Consider the following 19,737-nt stretch of genomic DNA (forward strand, 5'->3'; position numbering starts at 1 on the left):
GCGGACTACAATTATTACAACATGGACCAGGCCGTCGCGCGCGCGCTGTCGTGCTTCGAAAAGGAGATCGCGGCTTGATCGCGGTTACCTGGTTCAAGAACCCGCACGAAAACCGCAACTACTGGCTGCGCTTCGGGCTGATGCGGCTGCACCGCGCGGGCGAGATCGTCTATCGCGAGGCCAGCCTTGCGGAATGCACCGGCGCGGGCTTCGATCCGGCCGTGGCCGCGCACGAGCACCGCCACACCAGCGCCATCGCGGTCAGCGACAATGACAGCAACCGGGGCCGCACCACCCGCGCGATCGTCGACAGCGAAGATTCGTTCTTCTGCATGGCCAACATGATGCCGCATGCCGATCGCTATTTCTGCGCGGGCTACAACGGCGCGTTCTTCCGCGACAAGACGTTCGAGCCGCCATACCCCTGGCTCGAACCGCACGAGACCGCGTTCTACCGCCAGCGCGCCGATTTCCTGATTGCGAACTTCGGCGATCACTTCGATCGGGTGCGTCCGTTCGTTCCGATCGGGCCCGATCTTGACCGCAAGCAGCCGATCGGCCCGCTCGCGCGCAAGTTGCGCAACGCCCACGACAAGGCCGCGCGCGCGCTGGGCCGGAACCACGAATGGCGCTTCGTGCTCGAGGATTTCGAGCATCGCTACGCCGACCTGCTCGGCCGCCGCAACACGCCCCCAGCGCACGACGTGGTGCTGCTCGACACGCTGTGGGGCTGGCCGCGCCACCGCGAGGCGCTGCATCGTCGTTTGCAAGCCATGGCTGCCAGTGGGAACGACATCCATTCGCGCCTCAACTGGGCCGAGCCTTCGCACTGGGACGGCAGCGATGCCGCGCCGCTGGACAAGGCCGATTTCCCGATCACCACCGGCCCGGTCGACAACTACGAGGCGATGCTGGCGGCCAGCCGGCTAGGCGTGTTCGCCAGCGGTTTCCACTGGGGCTGGCGCAATATCATGACAGTGGCGCTGATGTGGGGCCTGCCGATCCACGCCGACCGCCTGTTCCTGGAGCCGTGGTTCGACATGGACCGCTTCGTGATCGGCTGGAACGACCACGCCGATTGGCAGGACCTGCCCGCAGCGCTGGCCGCAATCGACGATGCCGAACGCACCCGCATCATGGCGCACAACCAGGCCGCGTTCGACGAACTGCTGGCCCCCGAATGCGTCGCACGCTACTTTGTGGAGGCAGCGCTGGCATGACCGCGCCACTGGTCTCGGTGCTGATCCCATGCTTCAACGCGGCGCCTTACGTGGGCGCTGCGATCGAAAGCGTGCTGGCGCAGACTTACACGCCGATCGAGGTGATCGTGGTCGATGACGGTTCGACCGATGGGTCGGCGGGTGTAGTTGCGGCTTTTGCCGATCGCGGTGTGGCGCTGGTCAGCCAAGCGAAGGGTAGCGCCGCTGCCGCGCGAAACGCCGCCTTGGCGCGCGCGGCCGGGGAATTCGTCATGTTCCTCGATGCCGACGATCTGATCGACGAAGGTCATGTTGCAGCCTTGATGGAGCGCCTCGAACCGGGCAGTCGCGCAGTCGCGATGGGCCAGTGGGACCGCTTCACCGATGCGAAAGCCGAAGCCGCGTTTCCCGAGCGGCAAGGATACCATAATGCATCTGGCATCGACTGGCTGTGTGGCGAGTGGTCGACCGGCGCCCCGATGACGCAATGCGGCACATTCCTGATCCCGCGAACCTTGCTCCACGAGGTGGGTGGATGGGATGAACGCCTGACCCTGATCGATGATTTCGAGTTTTTCGCACGGCTTCTCACCACCTGCGCGGGCGTGCGTTTTGCGCCCGAAGCACGCTTGTTCTATCGGTCTGGCCATGCCAGCGGGCTTTCGGCCCAAACGTCGCGCAAGGCTGCGGAATCCGCGTGTCTGGCGCTGTTCCTTGGCACCAGCCATGTTCTTGCCGCGCGAAGCGATGCCACCACGCGACGACTTTCGGCCAATATGCTCAAGAACTTCGACTATACCTTCTATCCGGCCTTCCCCGACCTTCGCCGCAAACTTGCTGCACGGATGCGCGAATTGGGCGAGAGCGATCTGCAACCGGTCGGTCCACCGGGGTTTCACAAGCTCAGGAAATGGATCGGCTGGCGGGCCGCCAAACGGGTCCAGACACTGGCCGAACGCATCGGCATGAACCGCGCTGCGCGCCACCCCGTGCAGCACATTCGCCATGACGGATAAAATGGCGCCAGGCACCGCCGGCACCCCCGAAACCGCTGAAGCACCGCTCGTTACCGTTTATCTGGTGACGTATCGCCGGCACGCGATGCTGCGCCGGTCGCTGGCCAGCGTGCTGGCACAAACCCATCGGAACGTGCGCGTTCATGTGGTCAACGACGATCCCAACGATCCGGAAGTCGGACAAATCGTCGCGGCTGCGGCAGATCCGCGCGCAGCGTTGTTCGAACCCGTGATCAAGCGCGGCGCAACCGGAAGCTTTGGGCTGGTTTTCGAGGAAACGGCTGCGGATTATACCGCGCTGCTCGAGGACGACAATTGGTGGGAGCCTGCGTTCCTGCAAAGCCATGTCGGCGTGCTCGAAAGCCACCCGGGCGCAATGGCCATTGTCGGCAACGAACGGATCTGGCGTGAAGAACCCGATGGCGGCTGGACCGACACCGGCCGTACGATCTGGCCGTTTTTGGACCTGCGCGAACACAGCTATTCGCTCGAGTCTTTGTGTGGCGGCGCAACTTACTGCAACAGTTCCGCGCTGATCCGGGTCAAGCGGAGCCATCCGATGGCCGTGCCGGGCTCGATCCCGGTCGACGTAACCGAACATTTCCGCGACCGGACCATGCTCGATACCATCCTCCTGAACGGCGCTCCGCTCACCAACTATGCCGAAACCATCAAGACCGCGCGCGATACGACTGGCCGACGGTGGAGCCATTACCAGCAACTCCTGACTGGAAGCTGCTTTGCGGCGCTCCAGAGCCCGCAGGCGCGCAAGGAACTGGCCCGAACGCTATGGCAGGAAATCGACCGTCCCACCTCGCCGCAAGCGGTGGGGCTGGTCCTCGCCGGGCTGGCGACGCCGCAAGCGCGAGCGTTGCTGTGGCAGGCACCGCGGATTGCCTTGGCGCGCGGCATTCTGACGGCAGTGCGGCGTTCCGGTTCGCTGGTGAAACTATCGCCCCCAGGCCCGATGGCCGAAGCGATGGATTTTCTGGTCAATGCGCCGCTCACGCAGTCGCTCGCCGGCCGCGCCGATGCCCTGGCTTGCTGAGCGCATGACCAGCCAACCGCTCAAGATCGCGCTCACCGCCGATCCCGAATTGCCGGTGCCGCCGCTGCTTTATGGCGGGATCGAGCGGATCATCGACCTGCTGGCGCGGCAACTGGTCGCGCGCGGGCACGAAGTGACGCTGTTCGCGCATCCGGAGAGCCAATCTGCGGGCAAACTGGTGGCATGGCCCGGCGCGAGCAGCTTGTGCAAGGCCGATACGCTGCGCAATGCGCTGACGCTGGCGGCGCACGTCGGGCGGAACCGTTTCGACGTGGTCCACAGCTTCTCGCGGATCGCCTACCTGACCGCGATCCTGCCGCGCAATTTGCCCAAGGTGATGACATACCAGCGAGCGATCAGCCCGCGGACCGTCAGCATGGGCCACCACCTGTCGCGCGGGAGCCTCGAATTCACCGCGATCAGCGATTGGATGATGCAGGACGTTCGTCGCATCGGACGCTGGACCATGGTGCCCAATGCGGTGTCGATGAAGACTTACACCTTTCAGCCGAAGGTCGTCGAGGGCGCACCGCTGGTATTCCTGGGGCGGTTGGAGGAAACCAAGGGCCCACACCTCGCGATCGCAATGGCGCGCGCCACCGGACGCCGGCTGATCATCGCGGGCAACATTCCCGAGGAAAAGCGCGGCTGGGTCGAGGCGCACGTGCTGCCGCACGTCGATGGCGAGCAAGTGCGCTACATCGGGCCGGTCGACGATGCACAGAAGGACGTGCTGCTGGGCGAGGCGGCCGCGTTCCTGATGCCGATCCTGTGGGATGAACCGTTCGGGATCGTGATGGCCGAGGCGCTCGCCTGCGGCACGCCCGTGCTGGGGCTCAATCGCGGCGCCGTGCCCGAAGTGGTGATCGACGGCCAGACCGGGTTCGTGCGCGATACGCTGGACGACCTGATCGCCTGCGTGGCCCGCATTCCCGAACTTTCGCGCGCGGCCTGCCGCGCCGATGCCGAGGCACGCTATGGCCAGGACGGGCTCGCCGAAGGATATCTCGCGGTCTACCGCGCTGCGATCGCGCGGCGGTCTGCGTCGGCCCAAGCGAACACGTGATCACCCTGCACGCCAGTTCGCAGCCAGCCGCATCGGTTTCCCCGCCGCTTGCGGCCAAGCGCGCGAGCAGGCGTATTCCCGAACTCGACGCATTGCGCGGGTTCGTGGCGCTGGTGGTGGTCGCGCATCACCTGTTCGTCATCTTTCACGGCGCCTGCATCGCTTACCTGCCCGCGCCGGCTTACCGACTGCTCGACTTTGTCCAGGCCCGGAACAAGCTGGCGGTGCTGACCTTCTTCGTGCTGTCGGGCTATGCGATCGGGCTCGCGACGCGCAACAATCCGCCTGTCACGCGCGCTGCCATAAGCGCCTATGCCTTTCGCCGGGTGGCGCGGATCGTGCCGCTTTACGCCTTTTCGCTCGCGTGGGCCGCTGCACTGGGGTTGATCTACGGGTACAACGGGCCCGCATTCGCGCTGCGGACGCTGCTGGGCAACGCGGTGTTCCTGCAAACCTCGCTCGAAGCCAAAGGCTACTGGTTCGAACCGTTCGGACGCAACGGCCCTTACTGGTCGCTGTCATATGAAGTATTTTTCTACTGCATCCTGCCGGTCGTTCTCCGGGTGGTGCGGCCCCGGCCGGTGCTTGGGCTTGGCCCCCGCGGGCAGTTGCTGGCGATGGGCATGGCGGGGCTGATCGCAAGCCTCGTGGCCAACAAGTTTGCGCCGTCGCCGTTCTCCAACTTCCTGGGCCTGTGGATCGTGTGGCTGGCGGGCTATGTCGCGGTCGGTCTCGAACGATCGCGCCGCGCGGTCGTGCTGGTTGCGGTGCCGGCGGTGCTGACCGGCCTTGGCTTCATCGTCCTGCGCGAGTTCGGCCTGACCTCGGCAACGCTGACCGACGCACTCTCGGGCACGGTGATCGCGCTGCTGTTCGCGCTGGCTGCGATCTGGGGGCGATGGGACCAGTTGGCGATTCTGCGAGCAGCGCGACGTGCCTTCGTATTGCTGTTCGGACGCGTCGGCCACGGCAGCTACGCGCTTTACCTGCTGCATTACCCGCTGTTGCTTGCGGCCAGCACCCTGCTTGGCGACAACGGTATGATGATCCCAGGCCTGATCGCGCTGTTTATGGGGCTGCCGATCTTCATCCTGCTGTTTTGCCCTTGGCTCGAACGCGAGACCGGGATGATCCTCCACCGCCTCGTCCGGCGCGGAGATAGACAGGCGATCGACCCCCGGTCGGACCAGCGATGAAGGCCGTCGTTGCGTTCCCGTCGACGGGCATCTTCGGGCAGCAAGTGGCGCTGAGCTTTCACGAACGCGGCGCGCTCGAGGCCCTGTTCACCACTTTCGCGTTCAAGCCGGGCGGGCTCGCAGGACGCACCCTCGCCGCGCTCCCCGGGGCGCAGGCCGCCAAGCTGCTGGCAGAGCTTCAACGTCGCGGCATCAGCGCCTTGCCCGAAGACATGGTGGAAACGCGGCCGTTCTGGGAACTGGCGCGGACCGCGGCGGACCGGCTGGGAATGGATCGCCAGCAGGTCGACAGGATCTGGGAACGGCTGTCGTTCGACTACACCCGCGCTGCGGGCCGGCGGCTGCGCAAGGGCGGCGATGCGATCTATGCTTACGAATTCACCGCGCTCGAAGCCTTTGCCGCTGCCGATCGAGCCGGAGCGGCGAAAATTCTCGATTTTCCGTCGCTTAACAGCCGGCAGTTCCAGGAATTGCAGCGCGCGCAAAAGACCGCCTATCCCGAACTGACGGACGAAAACGACGGCTATTTCGAGAGCGTGTTCGAACGCCGGCAAGCGCGGCGCGATGCCGAAATGCACGCCGCCGACATCATCATCACCAATTCGAGCGTGACCCGCGCCTCGCACATCGCCTGGGGGGCAGACCCGGACCGCACGTTCGCGGTCAACTGCGGCGCGCCGGTGCCGCTGGCGCAAGTGCCCACCAAGGCTGCAGGCAGTCGCCCGCTGCGGGTGATCTGGGCCGGGACTTTCTCGATCCGCAAGGGCGCGCACTTGCTGGTCGACGCATGGCGCACGCTGGGCGCCGGAACCGACGCTGTGCTCGACGTCTATGGCAGCGTGACGGTGCCCGATCGGATCTGGAAGCCGGCGCCCGCGGGCGTGACCTTCCACGGCTCGGTGGTGCGCGACACACTGTTCGCGGCGTTCGATACGGCTGATGTGCTGATGTTCCCGACGCTGTCCGACGGCTTCGGCATGGTCGTGACCGAGGCCTTTTCGCGCGGGCTGCCGGTGATCACTACCGATCAGGCCGGAGCCAGCGACCTGGTCCGCCATGGCGAAAACGGGCTGGTGATTCCGGCCGGCGATCCCGCTGCGATCGCGCAATCGCTGCGCTGGTGCCTCGACAACCGCGCCAAGCTGGCGCCGATGGCCGAGGCCGCGCTCGAAACCGCGCGCGGCTGGCAATGGTCCGATTACCGCGCCAGGCTCTACGACACGATCAGCGGCGAACTCGCGCGGCAGGGGCGATTGGCTTAACCTTGGCCCGGATCTGCATCATCACCCCAGGCCAGCTCGGGTCCAACCCGCGCGTGGTCAAGGAGGCAAACGCTCTTGCAGCGGCGGGGCATGCCGTCGTGGTCATCTGCACCAGGGTGCTTGCAGCAGTCGAGAGCCGGGACCAGGCAGTCATGGGCACCGCTGGATTCGAGGTGCAGCGAATCGCGTTCGGCCAGGACCTGAGCTGGCGGATCGATCGCTTGTTGCAAGTGGTCGCTGCCCGTCTATTCGGGATGTTTCGCGCGCACACGTTTGCCGATCGCGCGCTCAGCCCGATGACCCGCCGCCTGGCCAAGGCCGCAAGGCGCGAGCAGGCCGACCTTTACATCGCGCATTATCCACCCGCACTTCCGGCCGCTGCACGCGCGGCGCACCAGGCAAACGCATGCTTTGCCTTCGATGCAGAGGATTTCCACACCGGCGAATGGCCCATTGAAGCCGGCGACATGACCGAGATGCAAGTCATCCGCGCGATCGAGCGGCGTTACCTGCCAGACGCTGCTTATGTAACCGCCGCTTCGCCCGGCATCGCCGATGCCTATGCCAACGCCTACAGCATTGCCCGGCCCACCGTTGTTCTCAACACTTTCGCCAGATCTTTGGCTGCCCCGATACCGGGGTCCGGCGGAGCAACGGCGACTGCGGGCGTCTATTGGTTCTCGCAGACACTTGGCCCAGGCCGCGGTATCGAAGCCGCGATCGAGGCGATTGCACGCAGTCGCACGAAACCGCACCTCCATTTGCGCGGGACGCCGAGCGCGGATTACGCTGCATGCCTTTCAGGCTTGGCGGCGCGGCTTGGCGTTGCCGATCGGGTGCACCTGCTTGACCCGATCGAACCGGATCGGCTCGAACGCGACGGAGCATTTTATGACATCGGCTACGTTGGCGAACTCGCGGTAACGCAAAACCGCCAGATTGCACTCACCAACAAGCTGTTCAGTTACCTCAGCAGCGGCCTTGCCGTTCTGGCGTCCGATATCGCGGCGCACCGTGCGATTGCGCCCGAGCTGGGCCAATCCATCAAGCTTTTTGCCGCTGGCGATGCAGCGGCTCTCGCTGACCGGATCGACGAGTGGCTATCCGACCCCAGGGCCTTGCAGGCGGCTCGCGAAGAGGCATGGAACCTCGGCCAGACCCGGTACTGCTGGGAGACAGATGCGCAAACGCTGGTGCGTCTCATCGAGAAGCACCTGGACCACTTACACGAACCTCTCCCGATAGCTTGCGACATACCCATGGACCGCCGTTGATCCTTCCTGCTTCCGAGCTGTCGGCCGAACAGGCCAGCCGCGGTGCGATCATCGTCGGCAGTGGTCCGGTGGGGATCGCGCTGGCCCGCGCGCTGGCCGCGCGGGACATGGCCAGCTGCGTGCTCGAAGCGGGCTCGATGCTGCCCGCCGCTGATCTGGCCGATGACCTTGCCACCGACGATACCGCGTTCGCGCTGCGTGGCGCGATCGACGGGCGCACCCGGCAGATCGGCGGCGGGGTCAACTTGTGGGGCGGACAGCTTGCCTTGCCACACGCCAGCGAAACCGGTCCGACCGGTGAAGCGCCCGCAGGCTGGCCGATCGATCTTGCCGAGATCACCGCACGGGCTGGTGCGGCCACCGCGCTGCTCGGGCAGGCAATCCCGCTCGATGTCGCCCCCGGATCGACCTTCGGCACCGCGCGGGCGAGCCTTGCCCGATCGGGTCTCGATCTCGTGACGACTGCCTGGCTGCGCACGCCCAAGCTGCCCAAAGCGTTGTGGACCGGCCTTGAAACGTCCGCGCTGATCACCCTGGCGCACGGGGCTTTCGTCGATGGCATCGACGTCGACGCCACTGGCACGGCCACCGGTGTTTGCCTTCGCCTGGCCGATGGCAGCGTCGTTCGGCTCGCGGGGTCGCCTGTGATTCTGGCAGGCGGCACGATCGAAATCGTTCGCCTGTTGCAGCAACCGCTGGCTCAAGGTCGCGCGCCCTGGGCCGGGCTCGACTGGCTCGGGCGGGGGTTCACCGAACATCTCGAAGCCGCCGTCGCTACGGTGACCGCGCGCGACAAGCGGCTGATCCTCGATGTGTTCGATCCCGCCGTGGTTTCGGGCACGCGCTATAGCTGCAAGACCTTCATGCAGGCGCCATCGGGCGATGATCCCGGCGCCCGGCCGCTTTCGGCCGTCGGCATGCTGACGTTGCCGGGACAGATCCGCAATTCGATCGCCGAATTGCGGATGTTGATTGCGGGGCTGAAGCCGCGATCGTCGAAAGGGTCGCTCGGCGATTTCGCACGCGCCATCGGCGGGGCTGCCCACGAAACGCTGCCGCTGGCGTGGCGTTATCTGCGGCACAAGCGGCTTGCAACTACGTTGCGCGGGGCCAGCACACTGCGCGTATCGCTCGAACAGCCGGTGCGCCGAGACAGCCGCATCACGTTGTCCGACAGTCTCGATCATCGCGGTGTGCCGCGCGCGCGAATCAACTGGATCAAGGGTGACGAGGAAGGCCATGCGTTCCTGGCCAAGGCCCGGCAATTCGCGCAATGGGCGCAAGCGAGCGGCGCGGCGACGGTCGCGATCGATCCGCTGCTGTTGTCCGATCCGACCGCCTTTGCCGCCGCTGCCGACGATGGCCTGCACCACGCCGGCGGAGCCCGCATGGCAAGCAACGCGCGGGACGGTGTCGTCGATACCGATCTCGCGGTGTTCGGCACGCGCAACCTCTATTGCTGTGGCGCCGCGACCTTTCCCCGGCTCGGTTATGCCAACCCGACGCTGACCGCGGTCGCGCTGGCCGACCGGCTGGCCGATCATCTGGCCGGGCAAAAGCGATGAACCTTCGGTACTTGTCGTTCGGATGCCACAACCTGACTGCGGGCAGTTCGCGCACGCGGTCCGAACGGCTGGTGCACTGCGCGCTCGATCTGGGGCTGACCCGCTTCGACGTTGCGCCGAGCTATGGCCTGGGCACGGCCGAACGGATGTTGGGCGACGCGCTGGGACCGCGCCGATCGGACCCGACCATCGATATCACCACCAAGTTCGGGATCCTGCCCACCCGGCACGGCGCCATCAAGGCGTGGTTGCGCGAACCGGTGCGGCTGGCGCGGCGGCTGACCGGGAAGGCAGAGGCTGCGGGTGCCCCCGGATTCGTTGCCGCGCAAGGCGGGGCCAGCCCGATGACCGAGCCTTCCGAACATCCCGATGCCGATCCGAGAACGCCGGCTCAAGCCGCCGAACGCAGCCTTCGGGCACTGCGGGTCGAACGGCTTGGCGCGCTGCTGACTCACGAAGCAGTTGTGCGCGCGCGGCGCGGCGCCGTCATCGATGGCCTTTCGGAGCTGCAAAGCCGGGGCGTGATCGGCAAGTTCGGGCACTCGGGCGAGCTGGCCAACGTCTTGCCGATGCTCGCGGGGGCCGATGTTGCAACCCGCATCGCCCAGGTTTCGATCCTTGATATCCCCACGCTTCCTCCGGTCGGCGAAGTTCGCGGGTTCAACCTTGCGCGGCTGGCGCATGGCCTGCTGGCGGACCCGATCACGCTCGATACGCTGCTCGGCACTTTCGACGCGATCGACACCGGCACCGCGATGAGCGCGGCGCTGGCCTGGGCGCATCGCGCATGGCCCGAGGCGGTGTTCCTCATCAATGCCAGCACGCCCGAACGGCTGACCGCGCTTGTCACGAAGCTGGACGATGCCCGGCTGGCGCGCTGGGTCGATGCCAGTGCCGCGCGCATCGCCGAACTGCTGGTCCCGGAATGAACCTGATGAACCGCGTCCTGATCGTCTCGCTCAACTTCCCGCCGAGCACGATCGCCAGCGTCCACCGCGCGCGGCATCTGGCCAAGCACCTGCCCGCGCACGGCTGGCAACCCCGCATCCTGACGATCGACGAACGCTTCCACAAGGAACCGCCCGACCCCGGGCTCGCGGCGCTGGTCCCGGCCGATGTCGACGTGGTGCGGCTGGGCGCGCTGCCCTATTCAGCCACGCGCTGGCTGGGCATCGGCGATCTGGCGCTGCGCTCGCTGGTGCCGCTCAAGCGCGCGCTCGACCGGCATTGCGCCAGCTTCAAACCGCACGTGGTGCTGATCACCGGCTGGCCGTTCTACGAGATGCTGCTGACCCGCCACTTGCGCAAGCGCTTCGGCGTGCCGGTGGTGCTCGATTTCCAGGACCCGTGGGTATCAGCCGAAGGTGCGACCCGGCCGCGGCTGTCCAAGGGCGGCCTGGCGCATCTGCTCGCACGCACGCTCGAACCATTCGCAGTGCGCCCGGCCGCGTGGATCACGTCGGTTTCGGACACCCAGAACGCCGAGATGGCGGCGCGCTATCCGTGGTTCAATGGAACGCGGATGACGGGCATACCGATCGGCGGCGACCCTGAGGATTTCGATGCCTTGCGCGTTGCACCACCGGCAAGTTCGACGATCCGGCTCGATCCGGCAATGCTCAACTTGTGCTACGTCGGCACCTTCCTGCCGCGCGCGGGCGAAGTGGTGCGCGCGCTATTCAAGGGCGCCGCGCTGTTCCGCGCCGAGCATCCCGATCTAGCCAAGCGGGTGCGCTTCGTGTTCGTCGGCACCAGCAACCAGCCTGCCGGCGCCGCAGTCGATCCGTCATCGCACCGCGTCATGCCGATCGCGGCGGACGAGGGCGTGGCCGACATGGTCGAGGAACACCCCCCGCGTGTGCCTTACCTGGAGGCGCTGGCGTTGCAGGCCAATGCCCACGCCATCCTGATGCTGGGATCGGACGAACCGCATTACACCGCATCGAAGATCTATCCCGGCATGATGTCGGGCCGGCCGTTCCTGTCGATCTTCCATGCAGCCAGCAGCGCGCATCGCATCCTGTCCGAAGCCGGCGGCGGGGTTGCGCTGGGCTTCGGGGACCTGGCCGAGCTTGCGGAACAGCCGCGCGCGATTGCGCTAGCGCTCGAACGGTTGGCCACTTCGCCGCAATCGCTGGGTGCCGTCGACCCGCTGGCTTATGCTGCGGTAACGGCGGATGCGGTGTCGCAAAGGTTCGCTGACGTGTTCGAAGCTGCTCGCTGCGGTGCTGAGGGCCAGGCGCAATGAAGCTGGCCATCGTCGCCTCGCACCCGGTGCAATATTATGCACCGCTGTTCCGCACGCTGGCGCAGCAGCTCGATCTGACGGTGTTCTACGGGCACCGCGACAGCAGCGAGGATCAGGCGCGCGCAGGGTTCGGCGTGGGCTTTGCCTGGGATGTCGATTTGCTGTCGGGGTACGACCACGTGTTCCTTGACAACACGGCAAGCAATCCTGGCCTGGGGCGTTTCAGTGGTGTCGATACGCCCGAGATCGGCGACCGACTGCGGAGCGGCGGATTCGATGGCGTGCTGCTGCTGGGTTGGTATCTCAAGAGCTTCATCCAGGCGCTCGTCGTAGCGAAGCGCGCCGGCATCTCGGTGATGGTGCGGGGCGACAGCCAGCTCGGCACGCCGCGATCATCGTTGAAAACGTTGGTCAAATCCGCGGCTTACCCGCTGTTCCTGCGGCAATTCGATGCGGCGCTGGTCGTGGGAGAACGCAACCGCGCTTACTGGCGGCATTATGGTTATCCAGCGGCTCGGATGTTCGATTCGCCGCATTGCATCGACACCGCGTGGTTCGCCGAACGCGCCACTCCTGCGGCTCGTGCCGCGGTGCGCGACCGGTTTGCGATTGCACCCGACACCCGGATCGCGCTGTTCGCGGGCAAGTTGCTGGAATTCAAGCGACCTGGCGACTTCATCGCGGGTGTCGCGGCGGCGCGCGCGCGCGGCGTACCGGTCGAAGCCATGATTGCGGGATCGGGCCCGCTCGAAGCCGAGGTACGCGCACAGGCCATTGCGCTTGGCGTGCCGCTGCACATGCTGGGGTTCTGCAACCAGAGCGAGATGCCCGGTGCTTATGCGGCGGCAGACGTGCTCGTGCTGCCGTCCACCGGGCGCGAGACCTGGGGACTGGTCGCCAACGAAGCGCTCGCCAGCGGGTGCCCGGTGGTCTTGTCGGACGCAGTCGGCAGCGCGCCCGATCTGGCAACGGACGCGCGCGTAGGGCAGACCTTCCCGCTTGGCGACGTGGATGCGTGTGGTCAGCGGCTTGCTGCGATGCTTTCCCTATCGCCGGACAAACAGGCCGTCGCCGAAATATCGACACGCTATTCGCTGGACGCTGCGGCGCAAGGCGTTGCGCGCGCGCTTGCGGCGATCCCGCGGTCTTGAGCCGATACGCACAGAGCAAGCCTGGTCCGATAAGTACGGCGGCCGATGGCAAACAATGCGACTGGAATTTGCAAAGAGTTCGACCTAAGACTTTGCCACGCAGTTTGTGAGCTGGCGAAGCCGGCGCACAATAGCGCCGCCCGTATCATTTGCGCAAATTGTGATCCACCATCGATGATTTCCCCGATATGACATCCAATCAGCATCGAACCGTGGCTCTTGCAGCAGCATCGGGCGGCACCGGTAGCCTGGGGCCCTTGCTATTCACGTCGATCGTTCTGGTGCCGATTTCGCTGCTGGGCCCCAACACCCTATTGGCATTGCTGGCGTGGGCGACGCTCCTGCTGGGATTCTGGCTGCTTTGGCGACCGGGCGAGCCGCCCATTCTTCTGCTGATTTTCGGCTACCAGTGGATTCAGGCTTCGATCGGTCTGTTCTACGGCAACCTGCTGGGCTTTCCGGTGGACCATTGGACCGAGCATGGAGGCCAGCACGAACGGGCCATCCTGCTCACTCTGCTAAGCCTGGCGGTGCTTTCGATCAGCATCCGTATCGCCAGCGGCCCGCAAACGCCGGGCGTTTCGCAACGGATACGCGCCTATATTCTGGCATACCCGCTGACTTCATGGTTCGCTGTCTACGTTGGGGCGTGGCTTTTCAGCCAAGTGTGCCTGTTCGTCGCACCGATGTCGCGAGGTTTTTACCAGCCATTGCTGTTCCTCTCGCAATTCAGGTGGGCTGCATTCTTCCTGCTGACCGTGGCGACTTTTTCGCAGCCCCGGCAACGCAGGATTTTCTGGATAACGGCCTTCGCATTCGAGTTCCTGCAATCGGTCGGCGGCTATTTTTCCAGCTTTTCCGACGTATTTTTGTACACGATCGTCGGGTTGACCGCGAGCAACGTCAAGCTCAGCTTCAAGTCGCTTGTCCCGCTGGCGCTTGCGGGCGTGGCGTTGGTGTTTACCGGCATCGTGTGGTCGGGGATCAAGGCCGATTATCGCTCTTACGCCAGCAAGGGCGCACACGACCAGACGGTCAGGATCGGCACGATCGAGAAGTTCACCGAGATCCAGCGGCTGATCGGCGAAATGGACGCGCAAAGGTTCGGCGAATCGACCAACATCATGGTCAGCCGGTTGATGTACTTCGAATTCTTCGGCGTGATCCTCGACCGTGTTCCTGTGGCACAGCCCTTCAGCGGCGGAGAAATCTGGGGCGCTGCAACGTTGTCGCCGTTCACCCCGCGCCTGCTCTTTCCGAACAAGCCGGTGATCGACGATACCAAGCTCACCGACAAATACACCGGCATCCACGTTGCGGCGTGGGGTTTCGGCGTTTCGATCAGCATGGGTTACATCGCAGAAGCCTACATCGACTTCGGCCCGGCACTGATGTTTGCAGCGATCGCGGCATTGGGCCTTTACATGGGCGGACTGTATCGCTGGTTGCTGGGGCAGAAAGGGTCGAAACTGGCCTTGGGTGCAGCGCTGGCGCCCGTGGCACTGATGCCTGCGCACTTGCTCGAATCGTCGAGCCTCAAAGTGATTCCGCCGTTGGTTCTTTCGCTGATCGGCTGCTGGTTCATCCTCTCGGTGCTGAGCAAGCAACTGGCCAGGCTGCAGGAAAGGCGCCAGCGCCCCAGACCATCTCGCAGGAAGCGCATTGCCGCGTTTGGCTAAGCGATGGAAGCGCTCCACGTCATTGCCGGGCTCGATCCACGCGATGGAGGCCCGACCTATTCGGTGCCCAGCCTCTGCGCAGCGCTGACGCGTGCGGGCTGTAACGCCCGGATGATGACCGTGCGGAGCGACGGCTGCGTCGCGCGCCCCGATTTGCAGGCCTTTCCGCAGTTCGCCAGCGGGGCACCGCTGTTGGGATCGCTGCGGCTCTCGCCCGGCCTGCGGCGGGCGGCGGCAAGCCAGGCCAAGCGGTCGGATGTTGTCCACGCGCATGGCTTGTGGTTGATGCCCAATGTCGATGCCGGCAACGCCGCATCCCATGCCCGGACCAGCCTGGTCGTTTCGCCACGTGGGATGCTGGCGAAAGAGGCGCTCGAATATTCCAACCTGAAGAAGCGGCTATTCTGGCATCTGCTCCAGCGGCGCGCCTACGCCGGCGCGGCGGCCTGGCACGCGACCAGCGATCAGGAAGCCGCCGAAATCCGCGCTTTCGGCATTGCCGCGCCGATCGCCGTCATCCCCAACGGTATCGACCTCCCCGAAGTGCTCGCCGATCATGACGAAGCCCGGCCTCGCCGGCGGTTGCTGTTCCTGTCGCGCATCCATCCCAAGAAGGGCCTGCCGGTCCTGCTCGATGCCTGGTCGTTGCTTGCGGCCGAACGGCCGGACTGGGACCTGGCGATCGCCGGCGCCGACGAAGGCGGGCACCGCGGCGAGCTCGAGGCGCGGGTCGCCACGGATGGCATTCCCAACGTCGTGTTCACGGGGCCGCTGTACGGTGAGGCCAAGACCACGCTGTTGAAAGCCACCGACTTGTTCGTCCTGCCCACCCGCAATGAAAATTTCGGCATCGCCGTTGCCGAGGCACTGGCAGCGGGCATTCCGGCGGTCGTGTCCACCGGTGCGCCATGGAGCGGGCTGATCTTAGAACGCTGCGGCTGGTGGATCGAGCAGGGCAAGGAACCGCTCCTCGCCACCTTGCGCGAAGCGACCGCCCTGCCCGCCGCCGAACGCCGCGCCATGGGTCTGCGCGGCCGCGCGTGGATGACGCGCGATTTCGGCTGGGACCGGATCGGCCAGCAGATGTGCGCGGTCTACAAGTGGCTGGCCAGCGACGGCCCGCGCCCTCCCGAAATCCAGACGCGCTAGTTGGCCCGCACCCACATGACCGCCACCCGCGACATCGCCGCCAACCGCCGTGCCCGCAAGTGGAGCCGCAAGGAACTGCTCGGCCGGGCCTTGTGGGAAGCCTTGCGCGGTCCGCTGTTCGGCTGGACACCGCGCCCGCTATGGGGCTGGCGCCGCATGGTGCTCCGCACTTTCGGGGCGCAGATCGGCAACGAGGTGCACGTTCACCCTACCGTGCGCATTGCGGTGCCGTGGAATATTGCGATCGGTGACCACAGCGCGGTGGGCGATCGCGCGATCCTCTATTCGCTCGGGCCGATCCGCATCGGCGCGCGGGTGACCATTTCGCAAGGCGCGCATGTCTGCGCAGGTTCGCACGACTGGCGCGCGCCCGACATGCCGCTGCTCAAGCCCGCGATCACCGTGGGCGATGACGTGTGGCTCTGCGCGGATTGCTTCGTCGGCCCCGGCGTCACCGTCGGCACCGATGCCATTGTCGGCGCGCGGGCGGTGGCGATGCGCGATGTCGAGCCCGGAACAATCGTGGCAGGCAATCCGGCGCGGGTTGTTTCGCACCGCACAATGCCGCAAGGCGACCGCTGATGCATGCAATGGCCCAAAAGCTTCCCGTCACGATCGCGATCCCCGTCAAGAACGAGGAGATCAATCTGCCCGGCTGCCTTGAACGGCTCGGCCGGTTCGAGCAGGTGGTAGTCATCGACAGCAATTCCACCGACAAGACCCGCGCCATTGCCGAAGAAGCTGGCGCGGCCTATCTCAATTTCCAGTGGGACGGCCACTATCCCAAAAAGCGCAACTGGTTCCTTCTCAACCATGCCCCCACCACGCCGTGGGTGTTGTTCCTCGATGCCGATGAATTCCTGACCGACGATTTCATCGCCGAGCTCGAAACTGCCATCGCGGCCGACGACATCGATGGATACTGGCTCGGCTACACCAATTTCTTCCAGCACCGGCCGCTGCTCCACGGCGTGGCCCAGCGCAAGCTGGCCTTGTTCCGCGTCGGCAAGGCGCTGTACGAACGCATCGAGGAGGCCGATTGGTCCACGCTCGACATGGAGATCCACGAACACGCGATCGTCGCCGGCCCGGTCGGCAAGATCGGCGCGCGGATCGACCATCACGACGATCGCGGCGTGATCAAGCTGATCGACCGGCACCGCAATTACGCCCTGTGGGAAGCCAGCCGGGTGATCGCGCTGACCGAAGGGCCGGCTGAAAACTGGGACAAGCTGACCGACCGCCAGCGCACCAAGTACCGCAATCTGCACAAGTGGTGGTACGCCTGGGCCTATTTCATCTGGGACTACGTGGTCCAGCGCGGGTTCCTCGATGGCCACCAGGGTTTTTCCTATGCCTTTTACAAAGTGTGGTATTTCAAGACGATCCGCCTGCTGATCCGCGAACGCCTAGGCTGAATCGGGCGTGAAAGTCTCGGTCGTCACCGCGGTATGGAACCGCGAAGCCACCGTGGGCGGCGCGATCGACAGCGTTTCCGCGCAGACGTACCCGCACATCGAGCATCTGGTGATCGACGGCGCCTCTACCGATGGCACGCTGGCGCAAGTCGAAGCTCGGCGGCACCCCGGCATGGTCGTGGTCAGCGAGCGCGATGCCGGGATCTACGATGCACTCAACAAGGGCCTCGCCGCCTCGGCCGGCGATGTCGTCGGCCTGCTCCATTCGGACGATTTCTTCGCGCACGCCCAGGTGATCGAGCGCATCGCCGCGCTGTTCGCCGATCCCGCAGTCGACGCCGTCTATGGCGATCTCGATTACGTTTCGGCGAGCGATTCCACCAAAGTGATCCGCCACTGGCGCGCCGGCGTGGCCACCCCTGCCCGGCTCGCGCGCGGCTGGATGCCGCCGCACCCCACGCTGTTCGTGCGCCGCCACGTGTTCGAAAGGCACGGCGCCTACGACACCAGCTACCGCATCGCCGCCGATTACGACGCTGTGTTGCGCTGGTTCGGCACGGCCGGGATCACCTCGGCTTACCTCCCCGAAGTGCTGGTCAAAATGCGCGTCGGCGGCGAAAGCAATGCTTCGCTCGCCAAGATCTTGCGCAAGAGCCGCGAGGACTACCGGGCGCTGCGCACGAACCACGTCGGCGGCCTGGCCACGCTGATCGCCAAGAACCTGAGCAAGTTGCCGCAGTTCTTCGGCTGAGCCGGATGAGACGCTGGTGACCACGGGTCTGCGCATTCGAACCACGCGCGAAGCCAACGGGTCAATCAGGGTTTTCACGCCGCACTCACCAACAGCGGAGACAAGCTCTACGCTGACGGGAAAACTGGAGCGGGTGAAGGTATTCCAATAAATAACTATAATTGCAAGAGATTTTTTGCTATAATCACCCACACAGAACCTACACAGGTACGGCAAATCAGTCACTTACACCGCCAATCTGCACAGTTTCTGCACAGTGGGAAGCGGGGATATGCAATTCATCACCGACAAAGAGCAGTTGAAGCCGGGCCTGATCATCTTCCGGCGCGGCGATGTCGGCCATGACAATTTTTACTGTCGGGTTCGAATCCAGAACGAGGATCGCTACAAGACAATCTCGCTTCGCACGGCGGATCGGCACGCGGCGCGCGACGCGGCGCTGGATCAATATGCCGACATCCGATTTCGGGTGAAGCACGATGTTGCGGTGTTCAACCGTTCGTTCTTGCAGGTCGCGGACGAATATGCGGACGCGCAGCAGCGGCGCGCCAGTGTCGGCGAGGTCAGCCAGGCGCGTGTAGGGAACATCAAGTGCAAGATTGCTGGGCCGCTCAACAATTATGTGGGCAGCACACAAGTCCACCTGATCGGTCAGGACCGTTGGTCGGATTACCCTTTGTGGCGGCGCGAGAATGGCAAAGGCCGCCGCAACAACATTATCAGCGATTCCACCATCCGCGCCGAGATGACCATGTTCGCGGCGATCATGAATTACGCCATCAGCAAACGCTATGTGCCCGCGAGCCATCGCTTTGAGGGCATGCCGAAACTGAAATCAAATCGGCGCGACGAATTCACGTTGGAAGAATATCGGAAACTACACACCAAAGGCCGCAAGTGGATCAGGGAGGCGACCACGCCGCAGGGCACTTGGTATCGCCAGATGTGCTACAATTTCGTCCTCATTATGTGCAACACGGGCATGCGCCCGCCCGAAGCGAAGAACCTGCGCTGGCGGGACATTTCGGAAGCAAAGGACAAGGATGGCCAGGAGATTCTGGTCATCTATGTGCAGGGCAAGGGCAAGACCCGGAAGCTGATCGCCCCCAAGAGTGTCGGCGATTATCTGGATCGGGTCCGCGCGCTTTCCAAGGCGACCAAACCCGATGATGCGGTTTTCACGATCATCAACGGCAAGCCTGCCGTTTGGTTGTATCGGGATACCGTCGAAGTGCTACTCAAATATACCGACCTTCGCGATGGTCCGAGCGGTATTCCGCGAACAACATATTGCTTCCGCCATACCTACGCCACCCTGCGCCTTTCTTCCGGGGTGGATGTCTATATCCTCGCCCAGCAAATGGGCACTTCGGTCAAGATGATCGAGCAGCATTATGGGCATGTGAACACCATCAAGCATGCGGATCGCGTGCTGATGGGCATCGTGGGATGGGACGCGATGCATGCCGAAATGAATGCCGAGATCGACGCTGAGGAAAGCAAAGCGAAGACCGTTCAGTCCATCAAGGCAAAGCAAGCGGTGAAGCCGCGCCGCCCCAAAAAATAGCGCGAGCGCGGATTCGGAAAAAAGCGACCGGCCCGGAAGCGCCGAAACCGAGTTTGCGCCTGCAATCCACGTTCGCGGATGTGCCAATGCACCGCTGGTGCTCTTCGATTGGCACATCCGTTAAGCGGGAATGGGATCAGGATGCGCC

General features: G+C 64.7%; 17 protein-coding genes. All 17 read left to right on the top strand.

What is annotated here, in order from left to right; genetic code table 11:
- The first annotated feature begins 74 nt into the window (after positions 1–74).
- The 17 genes from Q0R16_RS04200 to Q0R16_RS04280 all read left to right on the top strand — a co-directional run bounded on the left by Q0R16_RS04200 (position 75) and on the right by Q0R16_RS04280 (position 19,589).
- The gene (locus tag Q0R16_RS04200; protein ID WP_295632374.1) at positions 75–1,220 is read left to right on the top strand and encodes a hypothetical protein; all 1,146 of its coding nucleotides are present in this window, start codon (positions 75–77) and stop codon (positions 1,218–1,220) included.
- Positions 1,217–2,215, top strand: a complete 999-nt coding sequence (locus Q0R16_RS04205; RefSeq protein WP_295632377.1) for a glycosyltransferase family A protein — start codon at positions 1,217–1,219, stop codon at positions 2,213–2,215. The genes Q0R16_RS04200 and Q0R16_RS04205 overlap by 4 nt, the downstream gene beginning before the upstream one ends.
- Complete coding sequence (locus tag Q0R16_RS04210; RefSeq protein ID WP_295632380.1) at positions 2,205–3,263, top strand: glycosyltransferase; 1,059 nt, start codon at positions 2,205–2,207, stop codon at positions 3,261–3,263. Before Q0R16_RS04205 ends, Q0R16_RS04210 begins: the two co-directional genes overlap by 11 nt.
- A 4-nt stretch (positions 3,264–3,267) precedes the next feature.
- Positions 3,268–4,329, top strand: coding sequence for a glycosyltransferase (locus Q0R16_RS04215; protein ID WP_295632383.1), 1,062 nt, complete (start codon positions 3,268–3,270; stop codon positions 4,327–4,329).
- Positions 4,326–5,525 (top strand): acyltransferase, encoded by a 1,200-nt coding sequence (locus Q0R16_RS04220; protein WP_295632386.1) that lies wholly within the window; start codon positions 4,326–4,328, stop codon positions 5,523–5,525. Before Q0R16_RS04215 ends, Q0R16_RS04220 begins: the two co-directional genes overlap by 4 nt.
- Entirely contained in the window at positions 5,522–6,787 is a 1,266-nt protein-coding gene (locus tag Q0R16_RS04225) for a glycosyltransferase family 4 protein (protein WP_295632391.1), read from the top strand. The genes Q0R16_RS04220 and Q0R16_RS04225 overlap by 4 nt, the downstream gene beginning before the upstream one ends.
- The gene (locus Q0R16_RS04230) at positions 6,715–8,061 is read left to right on the top strand and encodes a glycosyltransferase (RefSeq protein WP_295632394.1); all 1,347 of its coding nucleotides are present in this window, start codon (positions 6,715–6,717) and stop codon (positions 8,059–8,061) included. Before Q0R16_RS04225 ends, Q0R16_RS04230 begins: the two co-directional genes overlap by 73 nt.
- On the top strand, positions 8,058–9,626 hold the full coding sequence (locus Q0R16_RS04235) for a GMC family oxidoreductase (protein ID WP_295632397.1): 1,569 nt from the start codon (positions 8,058–8,060) through the stop codon (positions 9,624–9,626). The genes Q0R16_RS04230 and Q0R16_RS04235 overlap by 4 nt, the downstream gene beginning before the upstream one ends.
- Positions 9,623–10,555, top strand: a complete 933-nt coding sequence (locus Q0R16_RS04240; protein WP_295632400.1) for an aldo/keto reductase — start codon at positions 9,623–9,625, stop codon at positions 10,553–10,555. Before Q0R16_RS04235 ends, Q0R16_RS04240 begins: the two co-directional genes overlap by 4 nt.
- 5 nt (positions 10,556–10,560) lie before the next feature.
- Entirely contained in the window at positions 10,561–11,874 is a 1,314-nt protein-coding gene (locus Q0R16_RS04245) for a glycosyltransferase (protein ID WP_295632404.1), read from the top strand.
- Positions 11,871–13,025 carry a glycosyltransferase family 4 protein gene (locus Q0R16_RS04250; protein ID WP_295632407.1) on the top strand — a complete coding sequence of 385 codons (1,155 nt, stop codon included), beginning with the start codon at positions 11,871–11,873 and terminating at the stop codon, positions 13,023–13,025. The genes Q0R16_RS04245 and Q0R16_RS04250 overlap by 4 nt, the downstream gene beginning before the upstream one ends.
- Positions 13,026–13,237: 212 nt before the next feature.
- Complete coding sequence (locus Q0R16_RS04255) at positions 13,238–14,704, top strand: hypothetical protein (RefSeq protein WP_295632410.1); 1,467 nt, start codon at positions 13,238–13,240, stop codon at positions 14,702–14,704.
- 3 nt (positions 14,705–14,707) lie between these two features.
- Positions 14,708–15,853, top strand: coding sequence for a glycosyltransferase (locus Q0R16_RS04260; RefSeq protein WP_295632413.1), 1,146 nt, complete (start codon positions 14,708–14,710; stop codon positions 15,851–15,853).
- Positions 15,854–15,868: 15 nt separating this feature from the next.
- Positions 15,869–16,435 carry a putative colanic acid biosynthesis acetyltransferase gene (locus Q0R16_RS04265; protein WP_295632416.1) on the top strand — a complete coding sequence of 189 codons (567 nt, stop codon included), beginning with the start codon at positions 15,869–15,871 and terminating at the stop codon, positions 16,433–16,435.
- An 8-nt stretch (positions 16,436–16,443) separates the two neighbouring features.
- A complete protein-coding gene (locus tag Q0R16_RS04270) occupies positions 16,444–17,271 on the top strand; it encodes a glycosyltransferase family 2 protein (RefSeq protein ID WP_295632419.1) in 828 nt (275 codons plus the stop codon).
- Positions 17,272–17,278: 7 nt separating this feature from the next.
- The gene (locus Q0R16_RS04275) at positions 17,279–18,022 is read left to right on the top strand and encodes a glycosyltransferase family 2 protein (RefSeq protein WP_295632422.1); all 744 of its coding nucleotides are present in this window, start codon (positions 17,279–17,281) and stop codon (positions 18,020–18,022) included.
- Positions 18,023–18,293: 271 nt separating this feature from the next.
- On the top strand, positions 18,294–19,589 hold the full coding sequence (locus tag Q0R16_RS04280; RefSeq protein WP_295632425.1) for a site-specific integrase: 1,296 nt from the start codon (positions 18,294–18,296) through the stop codon (positions 19,587–19,589).
- Positions 19,590–19,737: the final 148 nt, after the last annotated feature.

It is taken from the genome of Novosphingobium sp., from assembly GCF_025351285.1.
Classification (GTDB): domain Bacteria; phylum Pseudomonadota; class Alphaproteobacteria; order Sphingomonadales; family Sphingomonadaceae; genus Novosphingobium.

Coding starts and splice junctions, on each gene's coding strand:
- Q0R16_RS04245 (WP_295632404.1), top strand. CDS start 10,561: ATGAACCGCGTCCTGATCGTCTCGCTCAACTTCCCGCCGAGCACGATC.
- Q0R16_RS04265 (WP_295632416.1), top strand. CDS start 15,869: ATGACCGCCACCCGCGACATCGCCGCCAACCGCCGTGCCCGCAAGTGG.
- Q0R16_RS04270 (WP_295632419.1), top strand. CDS start 16,444: ATGGCCCAAAAGCTTCCCGTCACGATCGCGATCCCCGTCAAGAACGAG.
- Q0R16_RS04250 (WP_295632407.1), top strand. CDS start 11,871: ATGAAGCTGGCCATCGTCGCCTCGCACCCGGTGCAATATTATGCACCG.
- Q0R16_RS04225 (WP_295632391.1), top strand. CDS start 5,522: ATGAAGGCCGTCGTTGCGTTCCCGTCGACGGGCATCTTCGGGCAGCAA.
- Q0R16_RS04210 (WP_295632380.1), top strand. CDS start 2,205: ATGACGGATAAAATGGCGCCAGGCACCGCCGGCACCCCCGAAACCGCT.
- Q0R16_RS04260 (WP_295632413.1), top strand. CDS start 14,708: ATGGAAGCGCTCCACGTCATTGCCGGGCTCGATCCACGCGATGGAGGC.
- Q0R16_RS04205 (WP_295632377.1), top strand. CDS start 1,217: ATGACCGCGCCACTGGTCTCGGTGCTGATCCCATGCTTCAACGCGGCG.
- Q0R16_RS04280 (WP_295632425.1), top strand. CDS start 18,294: ATGCAATTCATCACCGACAAAGAGCAGTTGAAGCCGGGCCTGATCATC.
- Q0R16_RS04240 (WP_295632400.1), top strand. CDS start 9,623: ATGAACCTTCGGTACTTGTCGTTCGGATGCCACAACCTGACTGCGGGC.
- Q0R16_RS04215 (WP_295632383.1), top strand. CDS start 3,268: ATGACCAGCCAACCGCTCAAGATCGCGCTCACCGCCGATCCCGAATTG.
- Q0R16_RS04230 (WP_295632394.1), top strand. CDS start 6,715: ATGGTCCGATTACCGCGCCAGGCTCTACGACACGATCAGCGGCGAACT.